The sequence below is a fragment of the Bradyrhizobium sp. 23 genome (assembly GCF_023073295.1).
Lineage (GTDB): Bacteria > Pseudomonadota > Alphaproteobacteria > Rhizobiales > Xanthobacteraceae > Bradyrhizobium > Bradyrhizobium canariense_D.
The window spans coordinates 23,355-45,326 of sequence record NZ_JADPJF010000070.1 but is presented as its reverse complement, the minus strand read 5'-3'; the positions used below and the strand labels follow the sequence as shown (position 1 = coordinate 45,326).

The window sequence follows — 21,972 nt, the reverse complement described above, 5'->3', positions numbered from 1 at the left end:
TTTTCGCTTCTAGCCGCGCCGTCTCGGAGTACTGGATCGCCCGGTCAAGCCGGGCGATGACACCGAGTGTGTGGCAAACTCCGTCGGCGTCCGTCCCGTCACCTGACGGAACGCGGCCGAAAACGCCGGTACGCTGGCATAGCCGAGCTGGGTCGCGAGCTGCTTCACGGACACATTGGCATCGGTGGACAGCCGCTGGATCGCCGCCGCAATCCTCGCACGCTGGCACCAGCTCTTGAAGCTCAGCTGCGTCTCTGTCGAAAACAGCCGCGACAGTGTGCGCGCGGAGGTTCCGACCTCGCGCGCCAGCGCGTCGATGTCGTGCAGGCCGGTGGGATCGTCGAGCACGATCATGGCCGCGCGCCGGCAGCGCGGCTCGTGTGGCAGCGGCACGAAGGTCGCGGAATCCTCGGCCCGGACCAGTTCCAGCATCACTAGCCGAACCAGCAGATCGGTCCGCTCCTCGGTATTTTGCGCGTCGAACAGCGCGAGGATCGCCTGGTTCAGCAGCGGCGACACCCGCACCACGAATTCCTTGGTCAGTCCCTCATGGCGCTGCGCGCGCTTCAGCCAGGCCAAGTCGAAATACAGCGTCCGCATCTCGATGTCGGCGAGCAGATCGATGGCGTGCTGGAGCCCGGCGGGGACCCAGACCGCGCGGTCCGGCGGCACCAGCCAGCGCCCTCCGGGCGTCGTCACCTGCATGGTGCCCCTGGCGGCATAGATCAGCTGTGCCTCGCGGTGCATATGCGGATCGATCCGCATGCCCTTGGGATAGTCGCGTGCGACCAGATGCACGCCCGCGGGCGAGCGATGATTGCTCCGGACCGCCCGGAGGATTGGCGTCTCGACGACAGTCATTGGCAGCATCCCGTCATGCCCAAGACATATAACTCATTTCGGAGCAGGAGAGGATTCCCATGAACAGCCCCAGCCGGGTGATCAGTTTCGTCAACGCGGGCCATTTCATCGACCATTACGCGATGCTGATTTTCGCCGCCGCGGTGATCATCATGGGACCGGCGCTCGGCATGGCCTATTCGGAACTCCTGCCTTACGCGACGCCGGGCTTCGTCGCCTTCGGCGCGGGCTCGCTGCTCACCGGCTGGCTCGGCGACCGCTGGAGCCGTCGCCACATGATGCTGATCTTCTTCGTCGGCATCGGCGCCTCCATGATCTCGGTTGGCTTCGTGCAGACCCCGGCCCAACTCGGCGCGGCGCTGTTCGCGATCGGCATTTTTGCCTCGATCTATCATCCCGTCGGCACTGCCATGATCGTCTCCTACGCTGACAGGCTCGGCCGCGAGATGGGCATCAACGGCGTCTGGGGCAATCTCGGCGTCGCTTCGTCGGCGCTGGTCACCGGCGTGATCGGCCAGTATCTCGGCTGGCGCTTCGCCTTCATCGTCCCCGGCATCGTCACCATCCTGATCGGCATCGCGTTCGCGACGATGGTCGTTCACGAGGACCGCAAGGGCTCGAAGCAGGCGGCAGCGCAGGCGCGGGTCGCCAAGCAGGACATGTGGCGCGTGATCCTGTCGCTGCTGATCGTGGTGATCGCGATCTCCACGACGTTCAACGCCGTCACCGTGGCGCTGCCAAAGCTGTTCGCGGAGCGGCTTGCCGATCTCACCAAAAGCCCGGCGCTGCTCGGCGTCATCGCGGCCTGCGTCTACGTGTTCGGCGCGATGACGCAGTATACGATCGGCCGGCTGCTCGACCGCTATTCGCTGAAGACAGTGGCGCTGCCGCTGTCCTTCATGCTGGCGCCGTTCCTGTATCTCGCCGCGAGCCTGTCCAATCTGCCGCTGATCCTGGTCTCGATCGGCATCGTCATGGGCGCGTTCGGACAGGTCACGGTCAACGACGCCATGGTCGGCAAATACACCAGCGAGGAATGGCGCTCGCGCGCCTATGCCGTGCGCTATTTCATCGGCTTCACCGCGGCCGGCGCCTCGGTCGGCCTGGTCGCCTGGCTCTACGAGCAGGGCGGCTTCGTCACCATGCTGCATGCCTTCGCCGCACTCTGCCTGCTCGCGATCGCAGCCGCGATCATTCTCCCGCGCGAGATCAGGACACCGCAGGCGGTGTGAGGGATCGGCGTGAGGCGCGCGCCCGTTTCAATCCCGTCATTGCGAGGAGCGTAGCGACGAAGCAATCCAGAATCTTTCGGCGGACGGATTCTGGATTGCTTCCGCCTTCGCTAAAGGTTCGGCTGTCAAGTCGCCGCGCCCGCAATGACGTGGGAGTGGCGGCGGCTCGCGTAGTCTGCCGATGATGCCATCATGCCAGTGTTTTGCCCGACGGGGCAAGCATTTTCGGCAAAGCGAAATTAGATTTCGGCAAAGACGAAATTTTCTCCAGTCTTTTCAACCTCATCTCTACTGTGCATGGGGTTGTTTTCGCGTTTTTTTGTTGAGGCCCCTTACCCGCCGCGAAGTCAAGGAACTCCTGTTGCCTGCCGCGGGTTCTATCCCCGTCATCCCGGCACCTCGCCGGGGCAGATGAAGGGGTAAAATTCCTGCATGCAGTGGAGCCTGCTCCGACCGGTCGGCCTTGTCCCCGCGGCGCTTGTCCTCACCACCGTTGCGGCCAGCGCCGAGGGCGGCAAATCGGCCGGTCCCTCGGAATTCCTGCTGGTGGCCCAGATCGTGCTGTTGATCGCGGTCGGCCGCGGTCTCGGCGAGATCATGCAGCGCCTCGGCCAGCCCTCGGTGATCGGCGAATTGCTCGCCGGCATCCTGCTCGGTCCCTCGCTGTTCGGTTGGGTCTGGCCTGACGCACAGCAGGCAATCTTCCCCAAAACGCCCGAGCAGAAAGCGATGATCGACGGCATCGCGCAGTTCGGCATCCTGCTGCTGTTGCTGCTGACCGGCATGGAGACCGACCTCAAGCTGGTCAGGAAGGTCGGCAAGGCCGCGATCGCGATCTCGATTGCCGGCATCCTCGTGCCCTTTGCCTGCGGTTTTGCGCTCGGCGAATTCCTGCCAGATGCGCTGTTGCCGAATCCGCAAGCCCGCCTGGTTGCGTCGCTGTTCATGGGCACGGCGCTGTCAATCTCCTCGGTGAAGATCGTCGCGGTGGTTGTGCGCGAGATGAACTTCATGCGCCGCAATGTCGGCCAGATCATCGTCGCCACCGCCGTCATCGACGACACCATCGGCTGGATCATCATCGCCGTCATCTTCAGCCTCGCTTCGCACGGCGCGCTGGATATCGCCTCGGTGGCGAAAGCTGTGCTGGGCACGCTGGCCTTCCTCGCGATTAGCTTCACCATCGGCCGCCGCATCGTGTTCCAGCTCATTCGATGGGCCAACGACAATCTCGTCAGCACCGCCCCGGTCATCACGGTGATCCTGCTGCTGATGTGCGCGATGGCGCTGGTCACGCATCTGATCGGCGTCCACACCGTGCTCGGTGCCTTCGTCGCCGGCATTCTGGTCGGGGAGTCCCCGATCCTGACGCGGCAGATCGACGAGCGGCTGCGCGGGCTGATCTCGAGCTTCTTCATGCCGGTGTTCTTCGGTTTGGCCGGCCTGAGCGCCGACCTCACGGTGCTGCGCGATCCCCATCTGCTGATGCTCACCGGCCTGCTGGTCGTGATCGCCAGCGTCGGCAAGTTCGGCGGCGCCTTCGTCGGCGGAACCGTGGGCGGGCTGAACACAAGGGAGTCGCTGGCCCTCGCAAGCGGGATGAACGCGCGCGGCTCGACCGAGGTGATCATCGCCACCATCGGTCTTTCGATCGGCGTGCTCAGCCAGAACCTGTTCACGATGATTGTGACCATGGCGATCGTGACCACGATGGCGATGCCGCCGATGCTGCGCGCCGCGCTGGCAAAGCTGCCGATGAACAAGGACGAGCAAGAGCGCCTGGAGCGGGAAGAATTCGAGAAGCGCGGCTTCGTCGGCAATCTCGAACGCCCCTTGCTCGCCGTGGACGAGAGCGTGAACGCCACCTTCGCTGCCCACATCGCCGGCCTGATCGCCGGCATGCGCGGCTTGCCAATCACCGTGCTGCACATCGGCAAGCGCGCCAAGGATCAGGAGAAGGGCCGCGATGAAGAGGAAAGCGCGGAAACCGTGGTGAAGAAGGCCGCCGAGATCGTATCGGCCCATGGCGATGGCGATGTCGGCAGCGTCGACGTCGTCACCCGGGCAAGGCGTGCGGAGCTCGGCGAGTCCATCGCCGACGAAGCGCGCAAGGGCTTCGATCTTCTGGTCATCGGCGTCGACAAGGTTGCTGCCGCCAAGGATCGCTTCGATCGGAGGATCGAGGACATCGCAGCGAAGTTCGAGGGACCGCTCGCGGTCGTGGCGGCCAAGGGCAAGCACCTGAAGCAGCCGACGCCCGAGGCGCTCAACATCCTCGTTCCGGTCTCCGGCAGCGGCGTCTCCAAGCGCGGCGCCGAGGTCGCGGTCGCGCTGGCGCAGGCGGGATCAGGCTCGCTCCGGGTGATCTATGTCGCGACGACGCGCGACAAGGGCGCGCAGCGCGGCGCCTCGCGTGGTCTGAACCAGGAGGCCGGCATCCTGAAGGACGCCAGCGATCTCGCCGCCCGTTACGAGGTCGACATCACCACGACCTTGCGCGCGAACCGGGCGCCTGAAGCGGCGATCCTGCGCGAGATCGAGACCACCGCCGTCGATCTCGTGGTGATGGGGGTCGATCGCATCCAGGCCGATCATCTCTCCTTCGGCGGCGTCGCCGACGCCGTGCTCAGGCAAGCGAAGGTGTCGGTGCTCCTGGTCTCGAGCGGGGAGGCGCGGCCGACGTCCACGGAGAAAGCCTAGGATTTCACTTCGGCCACTGCCACCGCCTTCGGCGTTTTCTTCGACGCACGCCAGTTCTCGAAGCGCTGCACCACCACGAAGAACGCCGGCACGAACAGCACCGCGAGGCAGGTCGAGGCCAGCATGCCCGAGAACACCGTGATGCCGATCGACTTGCGCGCGCTGGCACCGGCGCCGGTCGCGATCACCAGCGGCACCACGCCGAGGATGAAGGCGAACGACGTCATCAGGATCGGGCGGAAGCGGGCGCGCGCAGCTTCGACCGCGGATTCCAGCACCGGCTTGCCATCGCGGCCGTGCAGCTCGAGCCCGACCTCGACGATCAGGATGGCGTTCTTGGCCGACAGCGCGATCAGCAGGATCAGGCCGATCTGGCAATAGAGGTTGTTGTCGATCTTCAGTGCGTTGAGGATCAGCATGGGGCCGAGCAACGACAGCGGCACCGCCAGGATTACCGAGATCGGCGCGTACCAGCTCTCGTACTGGCCGGCGAGCACGAGATAGACCAGCAGCATGGCGAGCCCGAACACCCAGTAGATCTGGTTGGAGACGGCCTTCTCCTGATAGGACATCGCGGTCCATTCGAAGCCGGTGCCCGGCGGCAGCGTCTTGTCCGCGATCTCCTCCATCAGCTTCAGCGACTGGCCAGAGGAGTAGCCCTGCGCCGGCAGGCCGATCACGGTCGACGATGGATAGAGATTGTAGAGGCTGATCAGCGACGGGCCGGTGGCGGGCGTGATCGTGGCAACCGTGCCGATCGGGATCATGTCGCCGTTCGAGTTGCGCACCATCATGTTGGCGATGTCGCGCTCGGTGACGCGGAAGGCGGGATCGGCCTGGGTGTAGACCTGGAACACGCGGCCGAACTTGTTGAACTGGTTGACATAGGACGAGCCGAGATAGGTCGAGAGCGCCGCGAACACCTGGTCCGTCGTCACGTGCAGCGTCTGGGTCTTGATGCGGTCGATCTCGACGTTGAATTGCGGCACCGAGGAGCGGAACGAGGATTGGACGCGCTGCAGCGCGCTCTGGCTCTGGCCATTGCTGACCATCGCGCCCGTGATGGCCTGGAGCTTGGCGAAATCGCTGTTGCCGTCGCGCAGCTCGACCTGCATCGAGAAGCCGGCCGCGTTGCCGATGCCCTGGATCGGCGGCGGCGGCAGCACCAGCGTGCGCGCTTCCATGATGGCCGCGAGCTTGTCGTTCAGCCCGTAGACCAGTGAGCGCAGATCCTCGCCCGGTCCTTTGCGCGCGTCCCAATCTTTCAGGATAATGTAGGCGACGCCGGCATTGGCAAGGCTGGCGCTGTTGTCCAGCGCGGAGATGCCGGCGATGGTGATGACTTGCTGGACTCCGGGCGTGTCCTTGATCAGCTCGCTCGCTCTGTCGAGCACCTTCTGGGTCCGTTCCAGCGCGGCACCGTCAGGCAGTTGCACGGCGGCGATCAGGTAGCCCTGGTCCTCGATCGGCAGGAAGCCGGTCGGTACCCGGGACAGCCCGTAGCCGCCGATCCCGATCAGCACCAGCGCGATCGCGACCGAGATCGTGCTGTTCCTGCACAGCACGCCGATCAGTCGGATGTAGCCGCGCTCGACGCGGTTGTAGACCGCGTTGAAGCCGCGATAGAAGAAGTTGCGCTGCTCCGGCGGCACCGTCGGCCGCAGCCAGAGAGCGCATTGCGTCGGCTTCAGCGTCGCCGCGTTGATGGCGGACAGAAGCGCGGTCGCCGCGATCACCAGCGCAAATTGCGAATAGATGCGGCCGGTGAGCCCGGCGAGGAACGACGCTGGCAAAAACACCGAGATCAACACCAGCGTGATGCCGACGATCGGCGCGAACAGCTGGTCCATCGCCTTGATCGCGGCGTCATGGCCGTTCATGCCCTGCTCGATGTTGTGGGCCGCGCCTTCCACCACGACGATGGCATCGTCGACGACGATGCCGATCGCTAGCACGATCGCGAACAGCGTCGACATGTTGATGGTGAAGCCGAGCGCGGCCATGGCGGCGAAGGCGCCGATGATGGTCACCGGCACAGTGGTCGCCGGCACCAGCATCGCGCGCCAGTCCTGCAGGAACACCAGGATCACGACCAGCACCAGCAGGCCGGCCTCGATCAGCGTCATGTAGACCTCGTGCACCGAGGCCTGCACGAATTTGGTGGTGTCGAACGGCGTGTCGTACTTCATGCCCTGCGGGAAGGCCTTGGCGAGCTGCGCCATCTTCTTCTCGACAGCCTGCTCGACCTGGAGTGCGTTGGCGCCGGGTGACTGGAACACGCCGATGCCGGTGGCAGGCTGCTTGTTGAGCGAGAAGATCTGGCTGTAGGTCTGCGCGCCCAATTCGACCCAGCCGACGTCGCGCACCCGCGTGACGTCGCCGCTGGTGCCTGATTTGACAATGATGTTCTCGAACTCGGTGGTATCGTCGAGCCTGCCGTTGACGTTGAGGGTGTACTGGAACGCCTGACCCGGCGGCGTCGGCGGTGCGCCGACCTGGCCGGCGGAGACCTGCTGGCTCTGCTGCTGGATCGCCTGGATGACGTCCTGCGGCACCAGGCCCCGGACCTGCAGCTTGTTCGGATCGAGCCACACCCGCATCGAATACTGGCCGGCGCCGAACACGGTGACGTTGCCGACGCCGGGCAGGCGCGAGAGTTCGTCGCGGAGGTTGATGGTGGCGTAGTTGCTCAAATAAAGGCTGTCGAACGTCTTGTCGGGCGAGGTCAGCGTCACGAACAGCAGGATCGACGTCGACCGCTTCTGTACGGTGACGCCCTGGTTCTGCACCGACTGGGGCAATTGCGACAGCGCGCTGGAGACGCGGTTCTGCACCAGCACTTGCGCGAAGTTCAGGTCGGTGCCGATCTTGAAGGTCACGGTCAGCGTATAGGTGCCGTCGGAGCCGCTGTAGGACTGCATGTAGAGCATGTCCTCGACGCCGTTGACCTGTTGTTCGATCGGCAAGGCAACTGTGTCGATCACGGTCTTGGCGCTGGCGCCGGGATAGCGTGTGGTGACCTGCACTGTCGGCGGCACCACGTCGGGATATTGCGCGATCGCGAGGTTGAACAGCGCGACGCCGCCGATCAGGATCATCAGCAGCGCGATGACGTTCGAGAGGACCGGCCGCTCGATGAAGAACTTTGAGATCATGGCAGGCGCTCCTACTTACTTGGCAGACGCCTGCGGCTGCTCGATCTTCGTCACCTGCGGCTCGATCTTCTGGCCCGGAATCACCCGCAGCAGCCCTGCGATCACCACGCGATCATCCGGCTTCAAGCCGCTTTCGATCACGCGCAAACCGTTGTCCACGGGACCGATCTGCACCTTGCGCTGCTCGACAACGTTGTCGCCATTGACGACGAGGAGATAGCGGCCGCCCTGATCGCTGCCGAGCGCGGTGTCGGGCACGAGCAGGGCGTCCTTCTCCTGAGTGAAGGGCACGCGAACGCGGACGAAATAGCCGGGCAGCAGCACCCGCTTGTCGTTGGGGACAAGGCCCCGCACTGCGAGCGTGCCCGTCGACTGGGTGAGGGTCGGGGCGACATAGTCAAGCTTGCCCTCATGCGGATAACCGGCCTCGGTCTGCAAACCGACTTGAATCGGAAATTGCTTCATGTCTGCGGCGGTGAGCCCGCGGCGGGCGGCCTCGGCACGGATGCGCAGCACGTCCTGCTCGTTGACGGTGAAATTCACATAGATCGGGTCCATCGCGACGATGGACGCGAGTTGAGTTGGAGAGGAGACGCCGACGAGTTCGCCGACCGAGACCATGTGAGCGCTGACGATGCCGTCGAAAGGCGCGGTCACGTTGGTGTAGCCGTAGTTGACCTGGGCGAGCTTGGTGTTGGCCTCGGCCTGCTGGAGATTGGCCTGCGCGTTATCGCGCGTCGATGTCGAGGTGTCGAGCGTGGCCTGCGAGACGGCCTGGCGCTGCACCAGCTCAGCCTGCCGTTTGTAGTCGGCTTCCGCCTGCCGGACTGAGGCCTGCGCGCCGGCCTCGGCCGCCCGCGCCTGGTCGAGCTTGAGCTTGTAGGTCTCGGGCTCGATCGTGAACAGCTGGGTGCCCTGCTTGACGAAGGCGCCGTCCTGGTAGTCGATCGATTGCAGGAATCCCTGCACGCGCGCGACGAGATCGACATTCTTGAACGGCGCGGTGTTGCCGGTGGCCTCGACATACCGCGTCACCGGGCGCTGCACCGGCGCGGCGACGTCCACCTTGGGCGGCGGCGGAGCGACGAAACTGTTCTTGTCCTCGCAGCCGGCGAGCGCGGCCACGGCCATCGCGGCGGCCAGTGCCTGCCCGACATGTCTCCACGCTTCGTTGCGCCGTGCGGGAGATGCGGGATTCGCGCAGGTCATTCGGTGGCCCCCGGTTGCTGTCTATCGAGGCGGGAGGCTACCAACAAATGCCCGGACGTGGAACACCATAGCCATGGCAGTCGTCGGCCTTGCGCTGCGGACCGCGCTGTGGCCTTTGGCAGTTTTGCCATCACAAACCGCTTTTTATCGCGCACCCGATCGACCAGAACTATGTCACAGGCCGAGCGACGGCGCGCGAAGCGGTCGGGACGAACAAGAGAAGAATACAAGAAGAAAAGGTCGGGAGATCATGACATGCCCACGTCGGTCCTTAAGTCGGTCCTTGCCGGCCTCATTCTCGCAGCGGCGGTCGTCATGCCCGCGCTAGGCGATGGACTTAAGGACGAGATCGCACCGACCGGCAAGCTGCGGGTCGCGATTGCGATCAGCCTGGCTGGCGGCGCGTTCTGGTCCACCAAGACCGGAGACGGCTATGCCGGCGTGCCGGTCGATCTCGGCAGGGAGATGGCCGGGCAACTCGGCGTGCCCGTTGAATATGTCGTGTACCAGAATTCAGGGCAGATCACTGACGCGGCATCGAACGGCAACTGGGACGTCACCTGGTTGCCCAAAGATCCTGAGCGCGAGAGCAGGATGATGTTCGGCCCGATCTACGAGGTCGCGGACGCCACCTACATCGTCAAATCAGGCTCGAACGTCACCAATTTCGCCACGCTCGATCAGGGGGGCATCAAGGTCGCGGCCGTGAACGCCACGACCACGATGCGCGGCGCGGCCGCGCATCTGAAGAATGCGAAGGTCACGGGCTATCAGACCTATGACGAGATCTTCGGCCTCCTCAGCAGCGGCCAGATCGATGCGTTTGCGCTGTCGCGCGACCAGCTCAACAAGATGGCGCAGAAGATCCCGGGCACGCGCGTGCTCGACGAGACCTTCAAGAAGACCGTCACGGCGGTCGCTGTACCGCTCGGCCACCCCCAAGCGCTGACCTTCGTCACCAAATTCATGAACGAGGCGGTGACGAATGGCACCTTGCGCAAGGCCTACGACAGCAATGGCCTGAAGGACGCGCCGATCCGCACCGAATAGGACGGCGGCGCAGGATGACTGCGCCGCGCTCCGGCCCTACGGCTCCGCGGTGCGGATGCCCGCGGGGCTCACTTGCATCTTGAGCGTGGATGTCTTGTTCAGCGCCTTGCCATCGAACGAGAAGGCGATCAGCTCGTTTTCGACCATGCACTGGGCCACGACATATTTGGACTCCTTGGACCACACCATGCCCTGGCACCAATGGCCGATCTTCGCTTCCGTCACCGGCGTAAGGTCAGTGCCCGAAATCTTGTAGACCTTGAGCAGGCCGAAATCGTTGAAGAACGGCGACGCCGACGGCTTGTTCGAACCGTTCATGACGGTCACGGCCACGTAGTTGCCGTCCGGGGACATCTTCACGGCTTCCGGCGTCTGCCCGACGGTGACTGTCGTGACGACGCGGATCGGTTTCGCCGTCATGTCGATCAGGCTGATCGAGTCGTTGTCGCCGCTGCTGGCGCCGACATTGCCGACGATGGCGGCGGCGCTGCCGGTGACATCGATGTCGTAGGGGCGGATGCCCGCGGAGAGATCGCGCTTGGCGTACTCGACCTTGCTCCCGTCCACAGTCAGAAGCGAGATCTTGCTGTCTCCGTCGCGCGTGACCAGCGCGGTCGCGCCGTCATGGGAAAAGACCGCGTGGCTGGGGCCTGATTTGGCGTCGCCGAGCTAGATCTTGCCGACGGGCGCAAGCGTGCCCCCGCTGATGGTGAAGACCGAGACCGTTCCTTCGCTGCGGTTCGCAACCAGCGCCAGCGTGCCCGCGCGGTTGATCGAAACGCCGGCAGCGCCCGCGCCGGCTTGCAAGGTCGCCAGTACTTTGGGCGGCGTGGATTTCAGGTCGATGACCGAAAGCTTGTCGTCGGGCACCGTCTTGGTCGGATCCGCGGGATCGAGCTTCATCGCGCCGGTAACGAGGGCGAACGCGCCATCCGGCGCAATTGCCACGCTCGGCGGCGGTCCGACGACGCTGGCCGGGGCGGGCACCTCGCCTAGAAGTTTCAAGGCACCGTCGGTGAAGTCGATGACGCTCACCGTGTCCGGCAGTGGTTGCTTGCGCACCAGGGCGCTGCCGTTCTCGAGCACCATCTTGCCGTCATTGGCCGTGACGACGATCTCGGCGTGCGCGGCGAAATTGGCGAGGCCCGCCAGGGATGTTGAGATCAAAGCACATGCGGCACGGCGCGTGCGCTTGCGAAGAGCGGCTGTCATATGTCCCCCCGAGATTTGTTCTTGTCCGGAGAAGCTAAATGCACCGGGCGCAGGACGCAATGACCAGGTGGCGAGCGTTTGCCTTTGAAGACGCCGACGGACGGCTACAAGGCGGGAGCTAGCCTCTCAGTCGCGTGCCACGCGGCGAGGCCCCTCAGCGTGGCTTGATCTCCGCGTATTTCGCCATCGCCTTCTCGAACTTCCGCTTGAACAGCCACATCGCGCCAAGGATTTCCCGGAAGCTTGCCGAGGTGCGCGCCCGGTCGGCCTGTCCGAATGCGAAGATGCTGTTGTTGCGCAGGTGCTTCATGATCGTCGGACTGGACACCCTGTAGTTCAGGAGATCGCCGGACCTGAGCGCCGCCCGCGTCGGCGTGGGAACGATCTGGATCAGCTCGAACAGCTTCATTTGGTCGATCGGGTCGGGCAGCGTCTTCACGATTCCTGGGATCTCCCGGAAAATATCCGCATGCGCGTTCATCAGGCCGTCGCGCACGTTGGTCCAGTGATTGAAGCGATGATCGGTGCCGCGGGCCCGCGCCTCCTCCTTGTCGTCGCGCGCGCTCAACCCGGGATCGGCGGCCGCGATCTCGCCCTTGATGGCGTCCCATTTCCTATGGCCGTTGCGGTCCTCGGACGGGCCGGTCTGGAAGCTGCCCATATAGGTGTTCGAGCGCCCGTTGCGGACGTTCTGCTTGCCGTTGGTCTCGGCGAAGAACAGCCCCAGACTGATCCGGCCCGCGGCTTCGGCGTGGTCAGGCGCCAACCCCTTGGCGCGTGCGATCGCGACCGCGAGATCCACCACGTCCTTGAACGGTGTCGCCGAGTTCTGCGCGCCGGCCGGCGGCGCTTCCATGATCTCGAACAGCTTTGAGTATTCGTCCACCAGCGGTTCGATTTCGGCATCGAAATAGGCCGGCGGGATCTCGAACTTGTTGGGCCTGCCGGTCCGCGACGGCATGACGTCGGTGAGATCCTTGTAAGCACTGATCACGGCGACGCGTGCCAGATAGAGCGCCTGGCCCGGCAGGTTCGGCAGCGGCTGTTTGGCGTCGATCTGGCGGCGCCGCTCGGAGAGAATCGCTTTGAAATCGCCGAGCGCACGCTCGTAGGTCGCAACCGCCTCCGATTGCCTGGCCGTGAGCGTTTGCGCCAGGCTCGGGACGAAGGTCGCAAGGATCAGCCCAAGCGCCGTTATGACTGCGGCGGCGCGATGTCGTGCTCTCATGGCCGGTTCCCTGGGCCTGTCGATTCGATGGCCAAGGGGATCGTAAGCATCGGAGGCGAGGGCTGGCGAGCGGCAAATCCCACTCGGCCCGAATTCGCGGCCTCACGCCGCTTGGTAATCCGGCGCGGAGGCGAGAAACCGCGCATAGGCGTCCGCGTCCGGCGGCCGGAAGTGGCCCGCGAGCCCGCCGCGCTTCTGCTCCTTGGCGCCGATGTCGGCCATCAGCTCGTCGAAGTGACGGTAGTGATAGGGCGCGACGCAGAGGCCGCCATAGACGCCCGCAGCCGGCCGTTCGACCCGCTTGAAGTGCAGCATCATCTCGATGTTGTCGCGCATCTGTTGCGCGGTCGGCTGGCGTGCGAGCTGTCCGTCGGCGTAACGGACCAGCCAGTTGGCGGCGAGGTCGGCGCAGAGCACGGTGCAGAACGAGGAGTTGAAACCGACGAAACCGAGCTCCGGCAGGTCGGGATTGGCGATCAGGCGATAGAGCCGGTACTGCCCATCCGCATCGACCAGTTTTGCCTGGTACGCGGCGGGCAGGAATGGCACGCCGAGCTTGTAGCCGATCGCGAGCACCGCGACATCGGCCGCCACGCGCTCGCCGCCGCTCATCACGATGGTGTCACCGTCGTAATGATCGAAGCTGCCGAACACGGCCTTGATGCGGCCGTCGGCTACCATCGGATGGAAGCCGGGTGTTGCGATCGGCACCGAGCAGTTGACTCCGTCCTCGATCCGCTCCTTCGGCACCATGTTGCATTGCTTCAGCTTGAGCTGCGCCTTCAACAGGCTTTCCAGCCCGCGCCAGTTTGCCCAGACGAACGGTGCTGCGATGCGATGCGCAAGGCGCGACATCGCGCCGATGCCCCAGCCCGGAAACATCTCCTCCTGCGCACGGATGTAGAGGATGCGCTTGAAGTTCACGAGACCGCCGATGAAATAAGGAATGCGCCAGACCGGCTCGCGCATCACGATCGTCACCTCACGCGCGCCCGCTTTCACGGCGTTCACCGCGATGTCGGTTGCCGATTTCGATCCGCCGAGCACGACGACGCGCCGTCCTTTCACCACTTGAGGATCGTTGTATTTCGATGAATGCAGGATCTGCCCGCCCTGTGCTAGAAAGCCGTCTTCGCCTGGGCAGTGCAGCTCCCGCGGCTCGTTGAACTGTCCGGTGCAGACCGCGACGAAGTCGAAATCCTCAGCTGTGCTGGCGCCGCTCTTGTCCGAGAGCGCGAGCGTCCAGCCTGGTCTGCCGTCGGCGCGTCGCGCCATGCCCGACACGCTGGTGTTGAAACGCAGCATACGGTCGAGGCCAAAAATTCGTGCGTAGTCGGCGAGGTAGGCGTGGACTTGCGATCCGGTCGGCCATTCCGGATAGGCTTCGGGCATGGCGCGGTCGGTGTAGCGGTAGAGCTCCTTCGGGCTCTGGGTCTGCACCTCCGGATAGGAGCGCGCCGGCTCCCAGACGCCGCCGAGATCGGCGCTGCGTTCAATGATGGTGACCCGGTGACCGCGGGTCGAGAACGCCTTTGCGGCGGCAAGGCCGGAGACGCCGGCGCCGATCACGCAGACATGCTTTGGGTTGACCATGGGATTGCTCGCGAGCTCGAATGTTCTGGGCACAGCAGGCCGCGTTCGGCCGCGCTGCGCCGCCGCTGGACCTGCGACGAAACAGAAATGGGAGTGGGGCGGCCGCCTAGTCGTTGGCTTCAGGCGGCAGGAAGTCGACCTCGTGCAGGGCCGAGATGCGCACGACCTCGGCGGGGTCGGCCAGATTGTGGAGCTGGTTGAACAGCGCCTCCAGCTTCTGCATCGGCGAGACCCAGAACAGCGCGCGGGCCGGCTTGTCGGACTTGTTGAAATAGCCGTGCGGGATGCCGCGCGGCAGGCGCACGAGATCGCCGGCGTTGGCCTTGACCCATTTGCCGTCGAGCTTGAGGTCGAGCGTGCCCTCCTGCACCAGGATGAATTCGTCCTGGGTCGGATGGATGTGCACTGGCACGAACTGGCCCGGCTCGCTGTTGGTCTCGAAGGCAAAGGTGGAATCGGTGACGGCCTTGGGAAAATAGACCTGGCCCAGAATATTCCAGGTCTTGCCGCCATAGCCCGTGCCGTTCGCGGTAATGCCCTTCTCGAGTGCAGTCATGGCTCGCCTCCATCGTGGATCCCGACGAGGGTGGAGCTTCGGTCAGGCGCGGGCTGCTGTCTATCCGCTAAACGAATCCGGACACGTCCTGTGCCGTGCGGCACGACGTTTTTGCGACAGGGCTCTTTCCGGGGACGGGGAACTATTATAGGTTTAAAATATTCCGTGATGCCAAGCGTGGTCGGCGATGTCCGCAGCCGAGCTGGAAATGAGCACGCCTCGATCCGCGGCCGAAAGGCTCGCGGCTTTCGCCCGCGTCACCACCGACGACGCCGACGAGGCGGCCGAGCAGGTCGGGCGCATCTTCTGCCCGCATGATCTGACGCCGATGCGGAGGTCGGGCTTCTCGGCCAGGCACAATTGTGCCGCCTTCGACGGCTTTTCCATCAACTATGTCGCCTATGGCGGATCCGTCACCATCGATCCCGGCTGCCTCGACCGCTTCTTCCTGGTGCAGATCCCGCTCGCCGGCACGGCCCGTATCCGCGCAGGTACCCGCGAACTCGACACAGCGCCGGAACGGACGGCGTCGCTGTTGTCGCCGACCATCCCGACCCGGATGATCTGGACCGAGTCGGCGCAAGCGATCCTGCTGCTCGACCGCCGCATGGTCGAGCAGCGCGCAGCGGCATTGTCGGGCAGGGCGACCGGCGCGGTCGAGTTCGACCCTACGCTCGACCTGAACGTGCCGGCCGCGCGCGGCCTCGCGGCGAAGCTCGTCGAGCTGATGATGCTCGCCGAAGGTCTCGGACCGTCCGGCAGGCTTTCACCGGTCGCGACCGCGGGCTGGCGCGAGGCGCTGCTTCATTACCTCCTCGACGGCCAGCGGCACGGCCTGTCCGACGCGATCAGAACGTTCTCGGGCCAGGGCGAGCGTCTGCCGCGCGCGCTGCACACTGCGCGGGACTGCCTCGCGGCGAATGCCTGCGAGCCGCTCGACGTTGCGCACCTCGCCTGTGAGTCCGGGATCGGCATCCGCGCGCTACAGCTCGGTTTCCGCCGTCATTTCGGCGTGTCGATCTCGCAGATGCTGCTCGACATGCGCCTCGCCAATCTCCACACCCGGCTCACGCAAGCCGAGCTGGACACTTCGATCACCGAGATCGCCTTCGATCTCGGCTTCACCCATCTCGGCCGCATGGCCGGCGCCTATCGCGAAAAATTCGGCGAGACGCCGTCAGCGACGCTGCGGCGGAAGATGAGCTGATGCGCCGGCGGCTTCCCGATGTCGGTTGGGGAGCGCGCGGCGCGAAGACGCGGCATCATTTGAACGTCGTCGCCTGAGTAACATCGCCCCAGCAATACTGATCGTCGCAGTCTTTTAGCTTGTCGTTGATTGACCATTCAACCATGCCACCCGCGTTGGAATTCGCAGCGGATGGCCTAGGTCTTCCGCGACCTTGTCGCGCCATCGCGTTCAGCCGCCTGCCTGCGCAGAAAGCCTTCGAGATCGGCCTGCACGGAATAGGGCGTCGGGATCGGATCGCCCGCGTCGTCGACAGCGGTGTCGAGAGAGCGGCGCAGCATGCGCGCGAGCTCGGCCTTGCGGTAGGGCTTTGTCAGAAGCGGTGCGCCCTTGGTGGCGCGCCCCTGCGCATGCGGGGCGTCGTAGGCATAGCCCGACGTGAAGAGCACCCGCAGCGAGGGGCGCGATGCCACCATCTCGTCGGCGAGCTCTCGTCCGTTCAAGCTGCCGGCCATCACGATGTCGGTGAAAAGCAGGTCGAAGGGCGTGCCTTCGGCCGCGATGGCCAGTGCCTCGGCTGCATTGGCGGCCGAGATGACCTTGTAGCCGAGGCTTTCGAGCTGAACCGTGACGTACTGGCGGACGTCGCGGTCGTCCTCGACACAAAGAATGGTTTCCGTCCCGCCCACGACCTTGCGCTCGTCATAGCCGGTGGGGCGAAGCGTGCTCGCCTCCGCCTTCGGCAGATAGATCGTGAAAGTCGTGCCGCGTCCTTCTTCGGAAGCGACCTTGATTCCGCCACCGGACTGCTTGATGAATCCGAACACCATGCTGAGCCCGAGCCCGGTGCCCTTCCCGATGTCCTTGGTCGAGAAGAAGGGATCGAAGATCCGCTCCAGAATGGCCGGCGGAATGCCAGTGCCGGTATCGCCTATCTCGATCTCGACATAGTCGCCGGCATAGCCGGCCCCGACCGCCACGGCCTCGCGGACGCCGAACACGACGTTGCGCGTCGTCAACGTCAGTCTGCCGCCGTCCAGCATCGCGTCGCGGGCGTTGATCGCGAGGTTGAGAAGCGCCGAGCTCAATTGGCCGCGATCGACGAGGGCGAGCCAAATGTTGCCGTCGAGCCGGGTCACGATCTCGATCTTCTTGTCGAAGGTTGCCAGCAGCAGCTTTGCGAGCTCTTCGAGCAGCTCGTTGATGTCGCTCTCGGCCGGCTTGAGCGCCTGCTTGCGGGCAAAGGACAACAGGCTCGACGTCAGCGCGGCGCCGCGATCGGCGGCGTCGCTGATCAGCTTGGTGATGGTCGCGAGCGGCGGATTATCCTTCACGGCGTCGGCGAGGATCTCGATCGTGCCCGTGATCACGGTGAGCATGTTGTTGAATTCGTGCGCAATGCCGCCGGTGAGCTGACCGATCGCCTCCATCTTCTGGGCCTGGATCAGCTGCTCCTCGGCGGCGCGCTTCTGGGTGACATCCTTGACGAAATTGTTGATGAGGGTGCGCCCCCCGATGTGGAGCGCCGTGCTGGAGGCCTCGATCAGGATCTCGTCGCCGTCCCGGTGCAGCAGGGTCGCTTCGAACCGGATGCCGATCGGCGTATCCGACAATTCCGGCAGCAGCCGCATCATGCGTTGCCTGAAGCCGTCGCGCAGCGGCTCGGCGATGAGGAGATTGACGACGTCCGTGCCGAGCGCCTCCTTGTGCGTCCATCCCGTCAGGGCCTCGGCCTGAAGGCTCCATTCCAGCACGATGCCGTTCTGGTCGGTCTGAACGAAGGCATCGAGCGCGGTCTTGATGACCGCTTGCGTCATCTGTGCGCTGGCCCGCGCCTGCTCGGTCAGTAGCGCGGCGGCCCGTTTTTCCTGCGCCGTTTCGATCGCGCGCGTGCACAGACGAGCGAGCAGGACCGCAATGGCGCCGCTTGCGAGCATGGCGACGATCTGGGCAATGCCGAACCCGGTTCCGGTCGCGGCATAGGAGACGAGGAGAGCCGCCGCGGTCACGATGACCTGCGCGGCCATCGCGAGTGTCAGAAGCCGCCTGAGTTTCATGGTCTCACACCAACGCGTCAGTGGCAGACCCTCGTGTCCGCCCTGTCAATGACCGGCTCCACGTGAGCTACAGATGTGAGCTACAGATTCCGCGCGGCAGCGTCGAGGGGCAATTTGCGGTGGTGCCGGGCTGGCGGCGCTTTCAACCTGCCGGCGAATCGGTCTGGCGCAGCGTCGTCACCCAGATCACGCGGGCCGTCTGCTGGGTCGGGTTGTCGAACATGTGCGGCACGATGCTCGGAAAGCGAAAGCTGTCGCCGGCGTCGAGCAGATGGGCCTGGTTGTCGAGCCACAGCCGCAGGCTGCCTGAGAGGATGTAGCCCGCCTTCTCGCCGGTGTGCTGCAGGAAGTCGGTGCCGGACGAGGCGCCGGGATTGAGCGTGAGCTCGTAGAATTCGAGCTGGCCTTTGTCTGCCGGCGTCAGCGCTTCCTTGACGACGCCGCTGGCGGTGAGCCGCAGCAGGCGCCGGCCGTTCTTGCGCACGATATAGCGCTGCACGTCGGCGGGATCGGTGGTCTCGAAGAAATAGGAGATGGGAACGTCGAGCGCGATGCTGAGCAGGCGCAGCGTGCGTATCGACGGCATGGCGCGCGCGCGTTCGAGCTGGCTGATCATGCCGTTGGAGAGGCCGGTCTTCTTGGCGACGTCCTGGATCGACAGGCCCGCGCGCTGCCGCAGCAGCCGCACGGTCTCGCCGAGGCGCTGGTCGACGGCATCGTCGGCTTCGGTCGGCGGGGCATCCTTCGGATCGTTGATCTCGCCGCGACCATCCATGTCGCTCTCCCATGCATCATCTCAGCCCGGACAATGACGTTCCGGAGCTTCAGTCGGAGTGAAAAGGTCGCGCATCCTAGCAATATGATTGACAGCTGTATTTAGTCGTGATGAACTTTTGATAGAAAATTTAGAAGCACTAAAGCCCATTCCTGTCCCTTTGCCGGGGTCTCGGGGCCCGGGAGACGGTGCCGCGTGCGACAACGGAGAGTGGTCATGGCGGACGACACCGGGAAGTTCGGCGTTGGGGCACTGCATCTCGGCAATCCGAATCGCCGTCAGATCTTTCAGCTCGGGGCCGGCGCCGCGGCGGGATGGACGCTATCGGGCAACGCATTTGCGCAGACAGAACGCCCGACCAATCCGCCGGACAAGCCGCGCGGACAGGTGATCGCGGCGCTGTCGCAGGAGCCGACGGTCTTTCATCCCCTGATGCCGGGCATCGAAGTCGATCAGGGCATCTGGTGGCAGGTGTTCTCGCCGCTCTGGTTCATCGATCCCGACGGCAAGTTCGTTCCCGACCTCGCCCGCGAAGTCCCGACGGTCGAGAATGGCGGCCTCTCGGCCGACGGCCTGACCTGGAAGATCAAGCTCCGCAGCGACGTGAAATGGCACGACGGCACGCCGTTCACGGCCGAGGACGTGAAGTTCTCGCTTGAGCTGATCAACAACCCCGATTTTCGCGCGCGCAGCCGCGTCGGCCATAGTCTCGTCAAGGACATCAAGATCGTCGCGCCCGACGAGATTCACTGGCGCATGGAAGCTCCCTATTCGCCCTATATGTCGATCCTGGGATCGCTGACCTTCATCGTGCCCAAGCACATCCTGGAGAAGGTGACCGATCCGAACGCCTCGCCGTTCCACAATGCGCCTGTCGGCACCGGACCGTTCCGCTGGGGCGAGCGCGTGCCGGGCGACCACATTCAGTTGAATGCCCATACCGGCTATCACGCCAAGGGACCCTACGTTGAGCGCGTGGTGTTCAAATACATTCCAGACCTGACCGTGCTCTACACCCAGTTCCGCACCGGCCAGGTCGATTACACCGGCCTGCAAGGCATTCTGCCGAACTTCGTGCAGGAAGCGAAGACGCTGAAGGGCCGCAAGATCTTCGTCTCATCCACGTCGTCGGTGGAGCACATCGCGCCCAATCTGGAGTTCGGCGCGTTGGCGGACCGCACGGTGCGCGAGGCGCTGTATCTCGCGATCAACAAGCAGGCGATCATCGACGCGCTGAACTACGGCTTGCCGACGCAGACCGAAAGCTTCGTGCCGCAACAGGCCTGGTCGTTCCAGCAGGGACTGCCGCAGCACAAATACGATCCGGCCAAGGCCAACACGCTGCTCGATGCGGCCGGTTGGGTCCGCGGCGCCGGCGGCGTGCGCGAGAAAGGCGGCGTCAAGCTCGAATTCACCAATTCAACGACGTCGGGCAATGCGGTGCGTGAGCAGACCCAGCAGCTGCTGATCCAGGACTGGCGCGCGATCGGTGCCGCGATGCGCGTCAACAACATGCCGGCCGCCGTGATCTGGGGCGACTTCTGGCAGCAATCGAAATTCAATTCGGTGATCGTGGGAGTGAATTTCATGCTCGGCAGCGACCCCGACGTGACGCCCCGCTTCGGCTCCGGCGCCATTCCTGCCAAAGGTGGCCGCGGCTACAACACCTATCAGTATCGCAACCCGGAGGCGGATCGGCTTCTCGCCGAAGGTGCCAAGCAGTTCGATCTGGCGCAGCGCAAGACGACCTATGGCGCTCTGCAAAAGCTCATCCGCGACGACCTCGCGATCCTGCCGCTGTTCCAGGGCTTCATCGCCGAAGGTGTGAAGGAAGGGCTGCAAGGCTTCCGTCCCAACATCAACATGTCGATCAACTGCTGGAACATTCGCGAATGGTATTGGGCCTGATGGTTCAGGCGCGCGAGATCGCCTGAGATGGCCCGTTACGTCGCCAATCGCCTGGCGCAGGCGATCATGCTGCTGGTGATCGTGTCCGCGATCGGCTTCGCCATCCTGCATCTGGCGCCCGGCGGTCCGCTCTCGCAATTCGCGGCGTCCGCGCAGATGACGCAGGAGGATCTCGACCGCGTCACGCGGCAACTCGGCCTCGATCGTTCGCTGCCGATCCAGTATCTCGATTGGTTCGGCCGGATGCTGAGGGGCGATTGGGGCCGCTCGTATCGTGACGGCGAGGCGGTGCTGGCGGTGATCTCGTCGCATCTCGGCGCCACGCTGGAACTGATGGCGACTGCGACCATCATCGCGGTGCTGCTCGGCTGCTGGATTGGCGTGCTCGGTGCGCTGCGCCGCTATTCGCTGTTCGATTCGCTCGCAACCGTCGGCGCCATGATCGCATTGTCGATCCCGACCTTCTGGTTCGGCCTCGTCACCATCTATGTGTTCTCGGTGAAGCTCGGCTGGCTGCCGGCCGGCAACCGGCAGACCGTCGGCGATGGCTCCCTGCTCGATCTGCTCCATCATCTCATTGCGCCGGCGCTGGTGCTGGCGCTGGTGGAGACCGCGATGTGGGGCCGCTTCATGCGCTCCTCGATGCTCGAAGTCATCAACCAGGACTACATTCGCACCGCGCGCGCCAAGGGCATGCCGGAATGGCGAATCCTTACGGTTCACGCCTTGCGTAACGCGCTGCTGCCGATGATCACGATGGGCGGCCTTCAGTTTCCGACGCTGCTCGGTGGTGCGCTGGTCGCTGAAACCGTGTTCACCTGGCCCGGCATGGGCCGGCTGTTCCTCGATTCCATCGGATATCGCGACTATCCCGTGGTGATGGGCATTCTGATGTTCTCGGCGATCATGGTGCTGATCGGGTCGCTGCTGGCCGACATCCTCTATGCGGTCGTCGATCCGCGCATCCGGGTGGGCTAGGGATGACGACCGTAGACTTGTCCAGCGCTCAACCCGCACCCGGCCAGGCCGCGTGGCGGCGATTTCGTCGGCACCGGCTTGCACTTGCAGGCGCGGTGATCATTCTCGTCCTTGTTCTCGGTTCGGCATTCGGCCCGTACCTCCTGCCGTTCGACGACACCTACATCGATATCATGAAGCGGTTCGCACCGCCGCTGTCGGGCGCGCACATCCTCGGCACCGACGAACTCGGCCGCGACGTGCTGGCGCGGCTGATGATGGGCGCGCGCGTC

At 64.5% G+C, this 21,972-nt stretch carries 15 protein-coding genes and 2 pseudogenes; 7 read left to right on the top strand and 10 right to left on the bottom strand.

Annotated elements, in window-relative coordinates:
* Window positions 1-9 precede the first annotated feature (9 nt).
* Window positions 10-861: a helix-turn-helix transcriptional regulator gene (locus IVB32_RS18070; protein WP_026232669.1), complete on the bottom strand. Its 852-nt coding sequence runs from the start codon at window positions 859-861 to the stop codon at window positions 10-12.
* Between the two features lie 59 nt (window positions 862-920).
* Here IVB32_RS18070 and IVB32_RS18065 point away from each other — a divergent pair, with 59 nt between their 5' ends.
* Window positions 921-2,093, top strand: coding sequence for an MFS transporter (locus IVB32_RS18065; protein WP_018454089.1), 1,173 nt, complete (start codon window positions 921-923; stop codon window positions 2,091-2,093).
* Between the two features lie 432 nt (window positions 2,094-2,525).
* On the top strand, window positions 2,526-4,793 hold the full coding sequence (locus tag IVB32_RS18060; RefSeq protein WP_247295001.1) for a cation:proton antiporter: 2,268 nt from the start codon (window positions 2,526-2,528) through the stop codon (window positions 4,791-4,793).
* Here IVB32_RS18060 and IVB32_RS18055 read toward each other — a convergent pair.
* Window positions 4,790-7,948, bottom strand: a complete 3,159-nt coding sequence (locus tag IVB32_RS18055; RefSeq protein WP_247294998.1) for a multidrug efflux RND transporter permease subunit — start codon at window positions 7,946-7,948, stop codon at window positions 4,790-4,792. The two genes, IVB32_RS18060 and IVB32_RS18055, sit on opposite strands and share 4 nt — an antisense overlap.
* 15 nt (window positions 7,949-7,963) lie before the next feature.
* The gene (locus tag IVB32_RS18050; RefSeq protein ID WP_247294996.1) at window positions 7,964-9,157 is read right to left on the bottom strand and encodes an efflux RND transporter periplasmic adaptor subunit; all 1,194 of its coding nucleotides are present in this window, start codon (window positions 9,155-9,157) and stop codon (window positions 7,964-7,966) included.
* 255 nt (window positions 9,158-9,412) lie between these two features.
* Here IVB32_RS18050 and IVB32_RS18045 point away from each other — a divergent pair, with 255 nt between their 5' ends.
* The gene (locus IVB32_RS18045) at window positions 9,413-10,207 is read left to right on the top strand and encodes an ABC transporter substrate-binding protein (protein WP_247294993.1); all 795 of its coding nucleotides are present in this window, start codon (window positions 9,413-9,415) and stop codon (window positions 10,205-10,207) included.
* A 36-nt stretch (window positions 10,208-10,243) separates the two neighbouring features.
* Here IVB32_RS18045 and IVB32_RS18040 read toward each other — a convergent pair.
* From IVB32_RS18040 to IVB32_RS18020, 5 genes and pseudogenes are all read right to left on the bottom strand, one after another.
* Window positions 10,244-10,852 (bottom strand): annotated as a pseudogene (locus tag IVB32_RS18040) (YncE family protein); the annotation flags it as partial.
* 24 nt (window positions 10,853-10,876) lie between these two features.
* Window positions 10,877-11,374 carry a hypothetical protein gene (locus IVB32_RS18035; protein WP_231190411.1) on the bottom strand — a complete coding sequence of 166 codons (498 nt, stop codon included), beginning with the start codon at window positions 11,372-11,374 and terminating at the stop codon, window positions 10,877-10,879.
* 199 nt (window positions 11,375-11,573) lie between these two features.
* Window positions 11,574-12,647, bottom strand: coding sequence for a hypothetical protein (locus IVB32_RS18030; protein WP_247370178.1), 1,074 nt, complete (start codon window positions 12,645-12,647; stop codon window positions 11,574-11,576).
* A 102-nt stretch (window positions 12,648-12,749) separates the two neighbouring features.
* The gene (locus IVB32_RS18025; RefSeq protein WP_085351881.1) at window positions 12,750-14,240 is read right to left on the bottom strand and encodes an NAD(P)/FAD-dependent oxidoreductase; all 1,491 of its coding nucleotides are present in this window, start codon (window positions 14,238-14,240) and stop codon (window positions 12,750-12,752) included.
* A 106-nt stretch (window positions 14,241-14,346) separates the two neighbouring features.
* Window positions 14,347-14,796, bottom strand: coding sequence for a cupin domain-containing protein (locus IVB32_RS18020; protein WP_018454097.1), 450 nt, complete (start codon window positions 14,794-14,796; stop codon window positions 14,347-14,349).
* 187 nt (window positions 14,797-14,983) lie between these two features.
* Between IVB32_RS18020 and IVB32_RS18015 the strand changes: the two genes are divergently transcribed.
* Window positions 14,984-16,003, top strand: coding sequence for an AraC family transcriptional regulator (locus IVB32_RS18015; RefSeq protein ID WP_018454098.1), 1,020 nt, complete (start codon window positions 14,984-14,986; stop codon window positions 16,001-16,003).
* A 176-nt stretch (window positions 16,004-16,179) separates the two neighbouring features.
* Here IVB32_RS18015 and IVB32_RS18010 read toward each other — a convergent pair whose 3' ends face one another.
* Together IVB32_RS18010 and IVB32_RS18005 are read right to left on the bottom strand one after the other, a co-directional pair.
* On the bottom strand, window positions 16,180-18,039 hold the full coding sequence (locus tag IVB32_RS18010; protein WP_247294990.1) for an ATP-binding protein: 1,860 nt from the start codon (window positions 18,037-18,039) through the stop codon (window positions 16,180-16,182).
* A gap of 142 nt (window positions 18,040-18,181) precedes the next feature.
* Window positions 18,182-18,814: a cupin domain-containing protein gene (locus IVB32_RS18005; protein WP_018454100.1), complete on the bottom strand. Its 633-nt coding sequence runs from the start codon at window positions 18,812-18,814 to the stop codon at window positions 18,182-18,184.
* A gap of 216 nt (window positions 18,815-19,030) precedes the next feature.
* Between IVB32_RS18005 and IVB32_RS18000 the strand changes: the two genes are divergently transcribed.
* From IVB32_RS18000 to IVB32_RS17990, 3 genes and pseudogenes are all read left to right on the top strand, one after another.
* Entirely contained in the window at window positions 19,031-20,722 is a 1,692-nt protein-coding gene (locus tag IVB32_RS18000; protein WP_085351879.1) for a peptide ABC transporter substrate-binding protein, read from the top strand.
* A 27-nt stretch (window positions 20,723-20,749) separates the two neighbouring features.
* Window positions 20,750-21,700, top strand: a complete 951-nt coding sequence (locus IVB32_RS17995; RefSeq protein ID WP_204512119.1) for an ABC transporter permease — start codon at window positions 20,750-20,752, stop codon at window positions 21,698-21,700.
* Window positions 21,701-21,702: 2 nt separating this feature from the next.
* Window positions 21,703-21,972 (top strand): annotated as a pseudogene (locus IVB32_RS17990) (peptide ABC transporter permease); the annotation flags it as partial.